Here is a 16,854-nt window from a genome sequence, read left to right on the forward strand (position 1 = left end):
GCGGCCCCCGATGGTGAACGACGACAAGCTGAGGGACTACCTCAAGCGCGTGACGGCGGACCTGCACCACACCCGCCGACGCCTGACCGAGGCCGAGGAAGCGAGCCGCGAACCGATCGCGGTCGTCGCGATGAGCTGCCGCTACCCCGGCGGCGTACGGTCCCCCGAGGACCTGTGGCGCCTGGTCACCGACGGCACCGACGCCATCACCGGCTTCCCCGCCGACAGGGGCTGGGACCTCGACCACCTCGACGACCCGGAACAGCTGCGCGAAGGCACCAGCCACACCTCCCTGGGCGGCTTCCTCGACGAGGTCGGGCACTTCGACCCCGGCTTCTTCGGGATCTCCCCGCGCGAAGCGCTCGCCATGGACCCGCAGCAGCGGCTCCTCCTGGAGACCACCTGGGAGGCGTTCGAACGGGCCGGCATCGACCCCGCGACCCTGCGGGGCAGCCGGACCGGCGTCTTCGCCGGAGTGATGTACCAGGACTACGCGGTACGGCTGCGCCACGTCCCCGACGACGTGGCCGGCTACATCGGCAACGGCAGCTCCGACAGCGTCGCCTCGGGCCGCGTCGCCTACACCTTCGGCCTGGAGGGCCCGGCGGTCAGCATCGACACCGCCTGCTCCTCCTCACTGGTCGCCATCCACCTCGCCGCCCAGGCCCTGCGGGCCGGCGACTGCACCCTGGCCCTGGCCGGCGGCGCGATGGTCATGTCGACACCCGTCCCGTTCGTCGAGATGAGCCGCCAGGGCGGCCTGGCCCGCGACGGCCGCTGCAAGTCCTTCTCCGCCGCCGCCGACGGCACCGGCTGGGGCGAGGGCGTCGGCATGCTCCTGCTCGAGCGCCTCTCCGACGCCCGCCGGGGCGGCCACCCGGTGCTCGCCCTGATCCGCGGCACCGCCGTCAACCAGGACGGCGCCAGCAGCCGGCTCACCGCCCCCAACGGCCCCGCCCAGCAGCGTGTCATCCGGCACGCCCTCGCCAACGCCGGACTCACCCCCGCCGACGTGGACGTGGTCGAGGCGCACGGCACCGGCACCCCGCTGGGCGACCCGATCGAGGCCCAGGCCCTGCTGGCCACCTACGGGCAGGACCGCGCGGACGGGCAACCGCTGCTGCTCGGCTCGCTGAAGTCGAACATCGGGCACACCCAGGCGGCGGCCGGCGTCGGCGGCGTCATCAAGACCGTCCTCGCCATGCGGCACGGCACCGTCCCGCCCACCCTGCACGCACAGGACCCGTCCCCGCAGGTCGACTGGACCGCGGGCGCGGTACGCCTGGTCACCGCGAACACCCCCTGGCCCGAGACCGGACGGCCGCGCCGGGCCGCGGTCTCCTCCTTCGGCGTCAGTGGCACCAACGGACACGTCGTCCTGGAACAGGCGGACGAGCCCGTCCTGGAACAGGCCGCCGAACCCGCCACCCCCGCCGTCCTCCCCTGGGTGCTCTCCGGACGCACCGCCCAAGCGCTGCGCGCCCAGGCCGCACGGCTCCGCGACCACCTCGACGCCCACCCCGGACCCGGCCCGGCCGAGGTCGGCCACGCCCTCGCGACGACCCGCGCCGCGCACGAGCACCGGGCGGTCCTGATCGGCACCCGCCCCGACGAGTTCCGGGCCGGCCTCGACGCCCTGGTAGCCGGCCTCGACGCCCCCGGCCTGGTCCTCGGCACCGCCGGAACCGGCGGCGAAGTCGCCCTGGTGTTCCCCGGACAGGGATCCCAGTGGGCCGGCATGGCCGTCGAGCTCCTCGACTCCGCCCCCGCCTTCGCCGCCCGCATCGCGGACTGCGAACGCGCCCTGGCCCCCTTCGTCGACTGGTCGCTGGAAGCCGTCCTGCGCGGCGCCCCCGGCACCCCGCCGGCCGAGCGCGTCGACGTGGTGCAGCCGGCGCTGTGGGCCGTCATGGTCTCGCTGGCCGAACTGTGGCGCTCCCACGGCATCACCCCCGGCGCCGTCATCGGCCACTCCCAGGGCGAGATCGCGGCGGCCGTGGTGGCGGGAGCGCTGAGCCTGGAGGACGGGGCGAAGGTCGTCGCCCTGCGCAGCCGGGCGATCCGCGCGCTGTCCGGCCGCGGCGGCATGGCCTCGGTGGCCCTGCCCGCCGCACAGGTCGCCGGACACCTCGCCCCCTGGGACGGCCGGCTCTCCGTCGCCGCCGTCAACGGACCCGAATCCACCGTGGTCTCCGGCGACACCGACGCGCTCGACGCCTTCCTCGAGCGGACGGCGGCCCTGGGCGTGCGCAGCCGGCGCATCCCCGTCGACTACGCCTCGCACAGCGTCCACGTCGAGGACATCCGCACCGAACTGCTCGCCCGGCTCGACGGACTGACCCCCCGCCCCGCCGCCGTCCCCTTCTACTCCACCCTCACCGGCGGCCTGCTCGAGGACACCACCGTCCTGGACGCCGACTACTGGTACCGCAACCTCCGCGGGACCGTCCTGTTCGAGCAGGCGACCCGCGCCCTGCTCGCCGACGGCTACCAGGTCCTCCTGGAGAGCAGCCCGCACCCCGTCCTCACCGTCGGCGTCCTGGAGACCGCCGAGGACGCGGGCGCCGACGCCACCGCCCTGGGCACCCTGCGCCGCGACGACGGCGGCCCGCGCCGGTTCACCGAGTCGCTGGCCGAACTCCACCTGCGCGGAGTCTCCCCGGACTGGGACGCCGTCTTCGCCGGCCGCCGCCCCGGCCGGGTCGAACTGCCCACCTACGCCTTCCAGCGCGACCCGTACTGGCTCGAGGACGGCGCCGCACCCGCCGCCGACGTCGGCTCCGCCGGACTGACCCCCGCGGACCACCCGCTGCTGGGCGCCGTCGTGGTCCTCGCCGACAGCGACGGCCTGCTCCTCACCGGCCGCCTGTCGGCCCGCACCCACCCGTGGCTCGCCGACCACGCCGTCGGCGGCCGGGCCCTGCTCCCGGGCACCGCCTTCCTGGAACTCGCGCTCCAGGCCGGAGCCCGCGTCGGCTGCCCCCGGGTCGAGGAACTCACCCTGCAGGCCCCCCTGGCGCTGCCCGAACACGGCGGCACCGTGCTGCGCCTCACCGTCGGCGCCCCCGACACCCGGGGCCGGCGTCCGCTCAGCCTGCACTCCCGGCCGGACGCACCCGCCGACGGCGACCTCGACGAGGAGTGGACCAAGCACGCCGAAGGCCTCCTGGCCGAGGACGGGGCGGACGACGCCGCCGGGCCGATGCCCTGGCCGCCGCCCGGCGCCGAACCCCTCGCCCTCGACGGGCTGTACGACCGCTTCGCGGCGGGCGGATTCGCCTACGGCCCCGCCTTCCAGGGCCTGCGCGCGGCCTGGCGGCGCGGCGACGAACTGTTCGCCGAAGCCGTCGTGCCCGCCGGGCCGGTCGGGACCGCACCCGACGCCGCCCGCTTCGGCCTGCACCCGGCGCTGCTGGACGCGGCCCTGCACGCCACCGGCGTCCCCGGCACCCCCGGCGCGGACGCCCACCCCGAGGGCCGCCTGCCGTTCTCCTGGAACGGCGTGACCCTGCACGCCACCGGCGCCGGGGCGATCCGGGTCCGGCTCACCCCCGCCGGACCCGACGCGGTGGCGCTCGCCGTCGCCGACGCGACCGGCGCCCCCGTGGCGACCGTGGACGCGCTGGTCCTGCGGCCCGCCGGCACCGCCGCCCTCGGCGCCGACCCCGCCCCCCGGGGCCGCCACCACCAGGACCTCTACGCGACGGAGTGGGTCACCGCACCCCCGCGCGGCAGCGGCGCACCCGTCCACCGCACCGCGGACCTGGCCACGCTGCTGGCCGCCGTCGACGCCGGAGCCCCGGTGCCCGAAACGGTCCTGCTCGTCCGCGCCGAGCCCGAGCCCGCGGCCGACCCGGCCGCGGCGGTCCGCGCGGCCGTCCACCAGGCCCTCGCCGACGTCCGGACCTGGCTCGCCGACGACCGCTTCGCCGACTCGCGCCTGGTGTTCGCCACCCGCGGCGCGGTCGCCGCCCGCGAGGGCGAGGACGCCCGCAACCCCGCGCACAGCGCGCTCTGGGGCCTGGTCCGCTCGGCCGGCTCCGAACACCCCGGGCGCTTCGCCCTGCTCGACCTCGACGCCGACGACGAACACGGCACCGCCGCGGCCGTCGTCGCCGCCCTCGCCTCGGGAGAACCGCAGGCCGCGGTCCGCGGCGACGAGGTCCGCGTCCCCCGACTGGCCCGGGTCCCCTCGGACGGTGCGGCCGGGCCGCACCGGGCCTTCGACCCGGACGGCACGGTCCTCATCACCGGCGGCACCGGCCTGCTCGGCTCCCACGTCGCCCGCCGCCTGGTCACCGGGCACGGCGTCCGGCACCTGCTGCTGCTCTCCCGCAGTGGCCCGGCCGCCGCCGGGGCCCAGGAACTGCGGGACGAACTCGCCGCGCTGGGTGCCGAGACCGCCATCGTCGCCTGCGACGCCGCCGACCGGGCCGCCCTGGCCGCCGTCCTCGCGGACCTGCCGCCCGCACACCCGCTGACCGCCGTGGTCCACACCGCCGGCGCCCTCGACGACGGCGTCGTCACCGCACTCACCCCCGAGCGGGTGGACGCCGTGCTGCGCCCCAAGGTCGACGCCGCCCTCCACCTGCACGAACTGACCCGCGACCTCGACCTCACGCACTTCGTGCTCTTCTCCTCCGCCGCGGGCACCTTCGGCGGCCCCGGACAGGCCAACTACGCCGCCGCCAACGCCTTCCTCGACGCCCTGGCCGTCCGGCGCCGGGCGGCGGGGCTGGCCGGCCAGTCCCTGGCCTGGACCCTGTGGGAGCAGCCCAGCGCCCTCACCGGACACCTGGGCGAGGACGAGGTACGACGCCTCGCCCGGTCCGGGATGCCGCCGCTCTCCACCGAGCGGGGACTCGCACTCTTCGACACCGCCCTCACCGTGGACCGGGCCGCCCTGGTCCCGATGCGCCTCGACGCCGCTGCCCTGCGCTCCGCGGCGGCGGACGGCACCCTGCCGCCGCTGCTGCGCGGCCTGGTGCGCACACCGCCGCGCAAGGCCGCCGCGGTCACCGCGGCGGAGGCCGACGACAACGCCCTGCGCCTGCGCCTCGCGGCCCTCGACGGCACCGGACGGACCCGGCTGCTCGTCGAACTCGTCCGCACCCACGCGGCGGCCGTCCTCGGCCATGCCACCCCGGACACCCTCGACGCCGGACGAGCGTTCCGTGAACTGGGATTCGACTCACTGGCCTCGGTGCAACTGCGCAACCGCCTGAACGCCGCCACCGGCCTGCGGCTCCCCGCCAGCCTGGTGTTCGACCATCCCACCCCGGCCGCGCTCGCGGCCTTCCTGCGCGCCGGACTCACCGACACGGCCCCGGCCGCCACGCCCGCCGTACCCGCTGTGCCCGCCGGCCGGGACCGGGACGCGGACGACGACCTGGTCGCGATCGTCTCCGCGGCCTGCCGCCTCCCCGGCGGCGTCCGCTCTCCCGAGGAGCTGTGGCGGATGCTGGCCGAGGGCCGCGACGGCATCTCCGAATTCCCCACCGACCGGGGCTGGAACCCCGACGCGCTCTACGACCCCGACCCCGACCGCGTCGGCACCTCCATCACCCGGCGCGGCGGCTTCCTGCACGACGCCGCCGACTTCGACGCCGAGTTCTTCGGCATCTCGCCGCGCGAGGCCCTCGCCATGGACCCGCAGCAGCGGCTGCTGCTGGAGACCACCTGGGAGCTCTTCGAACGCGCGGCCATCGACCCGTCCACCCTGCGCGGCGCGGCGGTCGGCACGTACGTCGGCCTGATGCAGCAGGACTACGCCGCCCGGCTGCTGCCCTACATCCCCGAGGACGTCGAGGGATTCCTCGGTACCGGAAACTCGGGAAGCATCGTCTCCGGACGCCTGGCCTACTTCTTCGGCCTGGAAGGCCCCGCCGTCACCATCGACACGGCCTGCTCGTCCTCGCTGGTGGCCCTGCACCTCGCGGTCAGGGCGCTGCGCTCCGGCGAGTGCTCGCTGGCCCTGGCCGGCGGCGTCAACGTGATGTGCAGCCCCGAACTGTTCGTCGAGTTCAGCCGGCAGGGCGGACTCGCCCCCGACGGCCGCTGCAAGTCCTTCGCGGCGGCCGCCGACGGGACCGCCTTCGGCGAAGGCACCGGCATGTTGCTGCTGGAGCGGTTGTCGGACGCGCGGCGTCTCGGGCATCCGGTGCTGGCTGTGGTGCGCGGTTCGGCGGTGAACCAGGACGGTGCGAGCAACGGTCTGACGGCGCCGAACGGTCCGTCGCAGCAGCGGGTGATCCGGGCGGCGCTGGCGGACGCGGGGCTGACGGCCTCGGACGTGGACGTGGTGGAGGCGCACGGTACGGGGACGCGGTTGGGCGACCCGATCGAGGCGCAGGCCCTGCTGGCCACCTACGGGCAGGGGCGGCCGGCGGACCGGCCGGTGTGGATCGGCTCGCTGAAGTCCAACATCGGCCACGCCTCGGCAGCCGCCGGTGTCGCGGGCGTCATCAAGTCGGTGCTCGCGCTGCGGCACGGCGTGATGCCCAAGACGCTGCACGTGGACGGTCCGACGCCCGAGGTGGACTGGTCGGCGGGTGCCGGACGGTTGCTGACGGAGGCCCGGGAGTGGGACGACACGGGACGCCCGCGCCGGGCGGGCGTGTCCTCCTTCGGCGTCAGTGGCACCAACGCCCACGTCATCCTCGAACAGGCCCCGGCCGACCCGACGGCTTCCGCTGACACGCTCGTCGGCGAGCCCGGGCCACCGGAGACCGTCCCCCTGCTCCTCTCGGCGCGCACCCCCGAGGCGCTGCACGCCCAGGCCGCAGCGCTGGCGGCCCGGATCGCAGACGGGTCGGGCGTTCGCGCCGCGGACGTGGCCTTCTCCCTCGCCACCGGCCGCAGCGCGCTGGGACACCGCGCGGTGCTGGTGGGCACGGAGGACAACCTCGCCGAGCACCTGACCGCGCTGGCGCAGGGCGCCGCAGGGGCGGGCGGCGGGCTGGTTTCCGGTCGGGTGGCGCTGGTGTTCCCGGGCCAGGGTTCGCAGTGGGTCGGGATGGCGGTCGAACTGCTCGCCGGGTCGGCGGTGTTTGCGGCGCGGATGGCGGAGTGCGAGCGGGCGCTGGCGCCTTACGTGGACTGGTCGTTGGCGGAGGCGCTGGGTTCGGAGGTTCTGCTGGCGCGGGTGGATGTGGTGCAGCCGGTGCTGTGGGCGGTGATGGTGTCGCTCGCGGAGGTGTGGCGTGCGTTCGGTGTGGTTCCGGACGCGGTGGTGGGCCACTCGCAGGGCGAGATCGCCGCTGCGTGCGTGGCTGGCGGTCTGAGTCTGGAGGACGGGGCGCGGGTGGTCGCGTTGCGTTCCCTGGCGATCCGCGCGCTGGCGGGTCGGGGCGGGATGGCTTCGCTGCCGTTGCCGGTGGACGTGGTGCGGGAGCGCATCGTGGGCCGGTTGTCGGTGGCGGCGGTGAACGGTCCGTCGTCGACGGTGGTCTCGGGTGACGCGGACGCGGTCGCGGCGCTGGTGGATGAGCTGGTGGGGGAGGGGGTGCGGGCGCGTTTGATCGAGGTCGATTACGCGTCGCACTCCGCGCATGTGGAGGAGGTCCGCGAGCGGTTGTTCGCCGACCTGGACGGGATCGTGCCGGTTTCGGGTGGGGTGCCGTTCTTCTCTACGGTGACGGGTGGCTGGTTGGACACGAAGTCGCTGGACGCCGAGTACTGGTACCGGAATCTGCGGGAGACCGTCGAGTTCGGGAAGGCCACGGAGGCGTTGCTGGGGGAGGGTTTCCGGTTCTTCGTCGAGTCGAGCCCGCACGCGGTGTTGGGCGTGGCGGTGGGGGAGTCGGTGGAGGCGGCGGGCGCGGATGCCGTGGTGCTGGGGACCTTGCGTCGCGGGGAGGGCGGCCCGGCGCAGGTGTTGCGCGCGGTGGGCCGTGCGTGGGAGCGCGGGTTGGAGGTGGACTGGTCGGGGGCGTTCCCGGGGGCGCGGCGCGTCGAACTGCCGACGTACGCCTTCCAGCGCACCCGCTACTGGCTCGACGTACCGACCACGAGCCAGGACGTCGCCTCGGCCGGTCTCGCCACGACCGGGCACCCGCTGCTCGGTGCGGCGATGCAGGTCGCGGACTCCGGTGAGCTGCTGCTCAGCGGCCGGATCTCGCTGCGCACCCACCCCTGGCTCGCCGACCACGCCGTGTCGGGCGTCGTGCTTCTCCCCGGTACGGCCTTCCTCGAACTCGCGCTGCGCGCCGGGGCGGAGGCGGGCTGCCCGGTGGTCGAGGAGCTCACCCTCGGATCGGCTCTGGTGCTCCCGGATGAGGAGGCCACCCATCTGCAGCTCCGGGTCGCCGGGCCCGACGGCGACGGCCGGCGGAGGCTCAGCGTGTTCGCGCGGACGGCACGGGACGCCGACGCGTCCTGGACCGAGCACGCCACCGGCACCCTGGCACCCGGGGACCCGGCCGGAACCGCGGCCGGCCTGCTGAGCTGGCCGCCGTCCGGTGCCGAACCCGTGGACACCGGCGACCTCTACGAGCGCTTCGCCGAGGCCGGCTACCACTACGGGCCCGCCTTCCGCGGCATCCGGGCCGCGTGGCTCCGCGGCGGCGAGGTGTTCGCCGAGGTGGTGCTGCCGGAGCAGCAGCACGCCGACGCCGCCGGATGCGTGCTGCACCCCGCGCTGCTGGACGCGGCCCTGCAGACCGCCGCGCTGCTGCCCGACCAGGACGGCGGGGCCCGGCTGCCCTTCAGCTGGACCGGTGTGACCAGCGGGATCACCGGGGCCACCATGCTGCGCGTGCGGCTCGCCGCCGACGCGCCGGACTCGGTGAGCCTGCACGCCCACGACCTGTCCGGGCGCCAGGTGATCGGCGTCGAGGGCCTGCTGCTGCGGCCGCCGGCCGCAGGCGGGCCGCTCGCCGGGAGTGCTCACGCCGACCTGCTGTACCGCCTCGACTGGACCCCGGCGACCGACCCGGCCGACGGCGCCGTGCCGACCTGGGCCGCCCTCGGCGGCGCCGTCCCCGGTGCCGCCGTGTCCTGGCCGGACCTCGACACCCTGGGCGCCGCCCTCGAAGCGGGCGCCGCACTCCCCGAGGTGATCGTGGCGGCCGTCGCCACCGCCGAGCTGCCCGACCCCGCCGACCGGGTCCGCGCCACCGCGCACCAGGGCCTCGCGCTCGTGCAGCAGTGGCTGGCCGACGAGCGGTTCGCCGCGGCCAGGCTGGCCCTGCTCACCAGGGACGCGGTCCGCACCGGACCGGTCGACCGTCCCGTCGATCCCGCCCAGGCCGCGCTGTGGGGCCTGGTGCGCAGCGCGCGGGCCGAACACCCCGGGCGCTTCGTCCTCGTCGACGCGGCCAAGGCCGCCGAGCCGGCGGACGCCCTGCCCGCGGCGCTCGCAGCCGGGGAACCCGAGCTGGCGCTGCGGACCGGCCCGCCGCTGCTGCCGCGGCTGGTCCGCGGCGGACGGCCGGACGGCACGCTGTCCCTGCCGGACGGCGCCGCCTGGCGGCTCACCAGCGACGGCCAGGGCTCGCCGGAGGACATCGTGGCGGAGCCCGCTCCCGCGGCCCTCGCCCCGCTGGGCCGGGGCGAGGTGCGGATCGCGGTGCGCGCCGCCGGGCTGAACTTCCACGACGTCATCGCCGCGCTCGGCCTGGACCCCGACCCCGAACACCAGGGCCTGGGCAGCGAGGGCGCCGGCACCGTCATCGAGGTGGGCCCGGGCGTGGACGACCTGGCGCCCGGGGACCGCGTGATGGGGATCTTCGGGGGCGCGTTCGGCCCGATCGCCGTCGCCGACCGCCGCACCGTCGCCCGGATACCGGCGGGCTGGTCCTTCGCCCGCGCCGCGTCCGTGCCGGTGGTGTACCTCACCGCCTACTACGGCCTGTTCGACCTCGGCGGGCTGCAGCCCGGGGAGTCGGTCCTGGTCCACGCCGCGGCCGGCGGGGTCGGCACGGCGGCGGTGCAGCTCGCCCGGCACGCCGGTGCGCGGGTGTTCGCGACGGCCTCCCCCGCCAAGTGGGACGCCCTGCGGGCCGGCGGACTGGACGACGGGCACATCGCCTCGTCCCGCAGCACCGACTTCGCCGAGACCTTCCTGACGGCCACCGGCGGGCGCGGCGTCGACCTCGTGCTCGACAGCCTGGCGCGGGAGTTCGTCGACGCCGGTCTGCGGCTGCTGCCGAACGGCGGCCGGTTCGTGGAGATGGGCAAGACCGACGTCCGCGACCCCGAGGCGGTCGCCCGGCAGCACCCCGGGGTGCGCTACCGGGCGTTCGACCTGATGGAGGCCGGTCCGCAGCGCATCGGCGAGATGCTCGCCGAGATCCTGGACCTGTTCGAGCGAGGGGTGCTGCGTCCCCTGCCCGTCACCGGCTGGGACGTCCGGCAGGCCCCGGCCGCGCTGCGCTCGCTCAGCCAGGCCCGGGGCGTCGGCAAGAACGTCCTGCTGCTGCCCGCTGCGCCGGACCCCGAGGGGACCGTCCTGGTCACCGGGGCCACCGGCACCCTGGGACGGCTGCTGGCCCGGCACCTGGTCGTCGCGCACGGCACCCGGCACCTGCTGCTGGCGGGCCGCCGGGGCGGGTCCGCCGACGGAATGCCGGAGCTGGTGCGGGAGTTGACCGGGCTCGGCGCGTCGGTGACCGTCGCGGCCTGCGACGTCGCCGACCGGGACGCGCTCGCCGCCCTGCTCGGGTCGGTGCCCGCCGCGCATCCGCTGACCGCCGTCGTCCACGCGGCCGGCGTCCTGGACGACGCCACGATCGCCGGGCTGACCCCGGACCGGCTCGACCGCGTCCTGCGGCCCAAGGCGGACGCGGCGCTGGCCCTGCACGAACTCACCCGGGACCTCGACCTCACGCACTTCGTGCTCTTCTCCTCGGGTGCCGCCCAGTTCGGCGCGGCCGGGCAGGCGAACTACGCCGCCGCCAATGCCGTCCTCGACGCCCTCGCCGCCGAACGCCGGGTCGAGGGGCTGCCCGGCCTGTCCATCGGCTGGGGGCTGTGGGAGGAACGCAGCGAGATGACCGCGGCGGTCACCTCGGGCCGGGGTGCCGGGGCGGGCGCGCTGACCTCGGCGGAGGGCCTCGCCCTGTTCGACGCGGCGCTGCACTCCCCGTACGCCTACCGGCTCGCGGCCAGGATCGCCCCGTCCGTGCTGCGGGCGGACGACCGGCTGCCCGCCGTGCTCCGCGGCCTGGTCCGCCCCGCCCGGAGCGGCGCCGTCCCGGCGCAGGCGCCGACCCGCTCGATGGCGGCGCAGCTGGCCGAGCTGCCCGAGGCCGAGCTGCACCGGACCCTGCTCGACCTGGTGCGCGGCACCGCCGCCGCGGTGCTCGGCCACAGTTCGCCGAACCTGATCCGCCCGGCCCGCCCGTTCAAGGACGTCGGCTTCGACTCCCTCACCGGCGTCGAACTGCGCAACCGGCTGGCGTCCTCGACCGGGCTGCGGCTGCCGGCCGCGCTCGTCTTCGACCACCCCACGCCGGAGGCACTCGCCCGCCACCTCGCCGAGCGGGCCGGCGCCGCCCGTCCGACCGGCGACGCGGCGGTCCGGGCCGGCCTCGACGCCCTGGAGACCCTGCTCGACGCCCTGCCGCCGGACGGCGTCAGCGAGGAACTCGCCGGCCGGATCCGGGACGTGCTGTCCCGCCCGCTGTCCGGCGGGGCACCGGCCGCCGCCCGCCCCGCGGGCGACCCGGACGACCTGGACGATCTGGCTCCTGACCTGATCGAGGCGGCCAGCGACGACGAGATGTTCGAGTACCTCGACCGGCAGCTGGGGTCCTCATGACACCGGCCCGCGCCCCCCGCGCCCCCCGCGTCCTTCGGGACGAGACCCGAGCAGCCCGAGACGAAAGCAGCGGTGTCCAGTGAGCGACCAGAGGATGCGCGACTACCTCAACCGGGTGACCATCGACCTGCGCGACACCCGGCAGCGGCTCCGGGAGGCCGAGGCCCGCACCAGCGAGCCGATCGCGATCGTGGCGATGAGCTGCCGCTTCCCCGGCGGGGTCCGCACCCCGGAGGAGCTGTGGGAACTGCTCGCCGAGGGCCGCGACACCAGCGCGCCCGTCCCCGGCGACCGGGGCTGGGAGCGCGCCTGGCCGTCCGGCGGCACCGTCCCCGGGCGGGGGGCGTTCCTGGACGGCGCGGCCGACTTCGACCCGGAGTTCTTCGGCATCTCGCCCCGTGAGGCGGTCGCCATGGACCCGCAGCAGCGGATGCTGCTGATGACGTCCTGGGAGGCCGTCGAGCAGGCCGGCATCGACCCGCTCACCCTGCGGGGCAGCCGCACCGGGGTGTACGCCGCAGCCATCGACCAGGGGTACGCGACGCTGGGCTCCGCCGCCGCCGAAGCCGTCCAGGGGTTCCTGATGACGGGGAACTCGATGAGCGTGATGTCCGGGCGGGTGTCCTACGCGCTCGGCCTCGAGGGCCCCGCCGTCACCGTGGACACCGCCTGCTCGTCCTCGCTGGTGGCCCTGCACCTCGCGGCGCGGGCGCTGCGGGCCGGCGAGTGCTCGCTCGCCCTCGCCGGCGGCGTCAGCGTGATGGCGCTGCCGGCGGTGTTCGTCGAGTTCAGCCGGCAGGGCGCGATGTCCCCCGACGGCCGCTGCAAGCCGTTCGCGGCGGCCGCGGACGGCACCGGCTGGGGCGAGGGCGTGGGCATGCTGCTGCTGGAGCGGCTGTCGGACGCCCGCCGCAACGGCCGCACGGTGCTGGCCGTGCTGCGTGGTTCGGCGATCAACCAGGACGGCGCCAGCAACGGCCTGACGGCGCCGAACGGCCCCTCGCAGCAGCGGGTGATCCGGGCGGCGCTGGCGGACGCGGGGTTGACGACCGCCGACGTGGACGCGGTGGAGGCGCACGGCACCGGCACCACTCTCGGCGACCCGATCGAGGCCGACGCACTGCTGGCCACGTACGGTCAGGACCGGCCCGCCGGGCGTCCGCTGTGGCTGGGGTCGCTGAAGTCGAACATCGGGCACACCCAGGCCGCCGCCGGGGTGGCCGGGGTCATCAAGACGGTCCTCGCGCTGCGGCACGGCGTCCTGCCGCGCACCCTGCACGTGGACGCGCCCACCCCGCACGCCGACTGGTCCTCGGGCGCCGTCGAACTCCTCACCGAGGCCCGCGACTGGCCCGCCGTCGACCGGCCGCGCCGGGCCGGGGTGTCCTCGTTCGGCATGAGCGGCACCAACGCGCACGTCGTCCTCGAACAGGCACCGGAGCCGGAACCGGCCGACGCGCCGGAAGCGGCGCCCGGGACGGTGCTGCCCTGGGTGCTGTCCGGCCGTACCGCGGCCGCGCTCGGGGAGCAGGCGGCCCGGCTGCGCGCCCGGCTTGCCGCGGACGCGCCCGCGCGTCCGGCCGACATCGGGTTCTCGCTGGCGACCACCCGGTCCGCCTTCGAACACCGGGCCGTGGTGATCGGCGACGGGCAGCACGCACTGCTTGACGGCCTCGCCGCCCTGTCCGGCCCGGCTCCGGCCGCGTCCGCCGACGTCGTCGCGGGCACCGGCCGGGTCGTCGAGGGCCGGACCGCCCTGGTGTTCCCCGGCCAGGGCTCCCAGTGGGACGGCATGGCCCGGGACCTGCTCGCCACCAGCCCCGCCTTCCGGGACCGCCTCGCCGCCTGCGACGCCGCCCTCTCCGCCCACGTCGGGTGGTGTCTCCCCGACGTCCTGGCGGGCGTGCCCGGCGCACCCTCCCTGGAGCGGGTGGACGTGGTGCAGCCGGTGCTGTGGGCGGTGATGGTGGCACTGGCCGCGCACTGGGAGTCCTGGGGCGTCCGGCCCGACGCCGTCGTCGGACACAGCCAGGGCGAGATCGCCGCCGCCGTGGTGGCGGGAGCGCTGAGCCTGGAGGACGGGGCGAAGGTCGTCGCCCTGCGCAGCCGGGCCATCCGGGCGCTGGCCGGACTCGGCGGCATGGTCGCGGTGTCCCTGCCCGAGGACCGGGTCCGCGCCGAAATCGCCCCCTGGGCCGAGAAGCTGTCGGTGGCCGCCGTCAACGGGCCCGCCGCCGTGGTGGTCTCGGGGGAGACCGGGGCCCTGGCCGAACTGCTCGCCCACTGCGACGCCCAGGGCGTACGGGCCCGGTCCGTGCCGGTGGACTACGCCTCGCACTCGGCCCAGGTCGAACGGATCAGGTCCGAGGTGCTGGCCGCACTGGCCGGCGTACGCCCGCTCCCGGCCCGGATCCCGCTGTTCTCCACCGTCACCGGAGACCGGCTCGACACCACAGCCATGGACGCCGACTACTGGTACCGCAACCTCCGCGGGACCGTCCGCTTCGACGCGGCCGTCCGCTCCCTGGTCGAGCAGGGCCACGAGGTCTTCGTCGAGGTGTCGCCGCACCCGGTGCTGACCATGGCCATCCAGGACACCGTCGAGGCCACCGGCGCCGCCGAGCCGCCCGTGGTCGTCGGCACCCTGCGCCGCGACGACGGCGGACCGCGCCGGGCCCTGCGCTCGGCCGCCGAACTGTGGGTGGCGGGCGCGGCCGTCGACTGGTCCGCGGTGTACGCCGGCACCGGCGCCCGCCCGACCGCCCTGCCCGGATACCCCTTCCAGCTGCGGCGCTACTGGCTGGAGCCGGAGGCGCTGCCCGACGCCGGACCGGCCGCCGACCCGCACGACACGGCCTTCTGGCACATGGTCGACCACGAGGCCCCGGCCGAGATCGCCGCCCACCTCGCCGTCGACGAGGACGCCCTCGCCCCCGTCCTGCCGGCCCTGCGCGGCTGGCGCAAACAGCGGCGCGACGAGAGCGTCATCGACTCCTGGCGCTACCGCATCGGCTGGCAGCCCCTGCCCGACCCGCCGGCCACAGGCCCTGCCGCCGGCACCTGGCTCGTCGTCCTGCCCGCCGGACACGAGGACGACGCACGGGTAACCGGCCCGCTGCTCGCCCTCACCGAAGCAGGCGCCACCGTCGTCACGGCCGAGCTCACCGCCGACGCCGTCCGCCGCACGGACCTCGCGGACACGCTCACCACCGCCCTCGGCGACCGCGTCCCGACCGGCGTGCTGTCGCTGCTGGCCGCCGCCGACCAGCCCCACCCCGACCACCCGGCCCTGCCCACCGGGACGGCACTCACCGTCGCCCTGGTGCAGGCCCTCGGCGACCTCGCCCTCACGGCACCCCTCTGGTGCGCCACCACCGGGGCCGTGTCCACGGGCCCGGACGACCCGGTCACCCACCCCCGCCAGGCACTGGTCTGGGGCACCGGACTGGTGGCCGCGCTCGAACTGTCCGCCCGCTGGGGCGGACTCATCGACCTGCCGCCGGACCTCGACGCCCGCGCCCGGACCCGGCTCGCCGCCGTACTGACGGCCCCCGGTGCGGACGGCGCCGGTCGCGAGGACCAGCTCGCACTGCGCCCCACCGGCCTACTGGCCCGCCGTCTCCGGCGCGCACCCCGCAGCGAGGGCCGCACGGAGCACTGGAAGCCCCGCGGCACCGTCCTGCTGACCGGCGGGACCGGAGCAGTCGGCCCGCACCTCGCCCGCTGGCTGGCCCGCAGCGGCGCCACCCACCTCGTCCTCCCCGGCCGCCGCGGCCCCCAGGCACCCGGCGCGGCCGAACTCGCCGCGGAACTGGCCGCCCTCGGCGCACGACTGACCCTGCCCGTCTGCGACCTGGCGGACCGTCAGGCCGTGGCGGAACTGCTCACCGGCCTGGAGACGGCGGGCGACCCCGTCACCGCGGTCGTCCACGCGGCCGCCTTCGTCGCGCTCGCCCCCCTGGACGGCACGCCGATGTCCGCGTTCGAACAGATCGTCGCCGCCAAGGCCGCCGGTGCCGAACACCTCGACGCCCTGCTCGACCGCGAACTCGACGCCTTCGTCCTGTTCTCCTCGATCGCCGGAGTCTGGGGCAGCGGCGACCACGGCGCCTACGCCGCGGCCAACGCCTACCTCGACGCCCTGGCCCAGCACCGCCGGGCCCGCGGCCTCACCGCCACCAGCGTCGACTGGGGCATCTGGCAGGCCGAGAACCCCCACCTGGACCGCGTCGCCGGAGAGGACGCCGACCTGTTCAAACTGGAGGAGCACGGCCTGCCCCGGATCGCCCCCGACCTCGCGCTTCACGCCCTGCGCCAGGCCCTGGACGACGACGAGACCGTACTCGCCGTCGCCGACGTCGACTGGGAGCGGTTCGCCGCCGTCTTCACCTCCACCCGCCCCAGCCCGCTGCTGACCGGCGTCCCCGAAGCCCGCCGCGCCCTGGAGACCGCGACCGGCGACACGGAGGCACCCGCCGCCGCACAGCTGCGCGAACGGCTCGCCGCCCTCGGCGAATCCGAGCAGCACCGCCTGCTGCTCGACCTGGTCCGCACCCACGCGGCGGCCGTCCTCGGCCATGCCGGGGTGGACGCCATCCGGCCCGGCACGGCCTTCCAGGACATGGGCTTCGCCTCGCTCACCGCGGTCGAACTCCGCAACCGGCTCAACACCGCCACCGGACTGCGGCTGCCGTCCACCCTGATCTTCGACCACCCGTCGTCCACCGCGCTCGCCCGGGAGATCCGCGCCGAACTGCTCGGCCGGCACGCCGCCGGCCCGGCCCCCGCGGACACCGCCGCGCACCCGGCCGCGCCCGACGACGAGCCGATCGCGATCGTGTCCATGGCCTGCCGCTTCCCCGGCGGCATCGGCACCCCCGAAGACCTGTGGCGCCTGCTCGCCGACGGCGGCGACGCCGTCTCGGACTTCCCCACCGACCGCGGCTGGGACCTCGAGGCCCTCTACGACCCCGACCCCGACCGCCCCGGCACCTCGACCACCCGGCGCGGCGGCTTCCTGCACGACGCCGCCGACTTCGACGCCGAGTTCTTCGGCATCTCGCCGCGCGAGGCCCTCGCCATGGACCCGCAGC

2 protein-coding genes are annotated in these 16,854 nt (G+C 76.3%); both read left to right on the plus strand.

Translation table 11 applies throughout. From position 1 onward, the window contains the following. Positions 1-13 precede the first annotated feature (13 nt). Positions 14-11,761, plus strand: a complete 11,748-nt coding sequence (locus tag ACGFWJ_RS27965) for an SDR family NAD(P)-dependent oxidoreductase (protein ID WP_392954577.1) — start codon at positions 14-16, stop codon at positions 11,759-11,761. 79 nt (positions 11,762-11,840) lie between these two features. After that, positions 11,841-16,854: type I polyketide synthase (locus ACGFWJ_RS27970; protein WP_392954573.1), on the plus strand; the 5,014-nt coding region annotated here is incomplete at its 3' end.

Origin of the sequence: Kitasatospora sp. NPDC048407 (assembly GCF_043200475.1) — a bacterium.
Taxonomy (GTDB): domain Bacteria; phylum Actinomycetota; class Actinomycetes; order Streptomycetales; family Streptomycetaceae; genus Kitasatospora.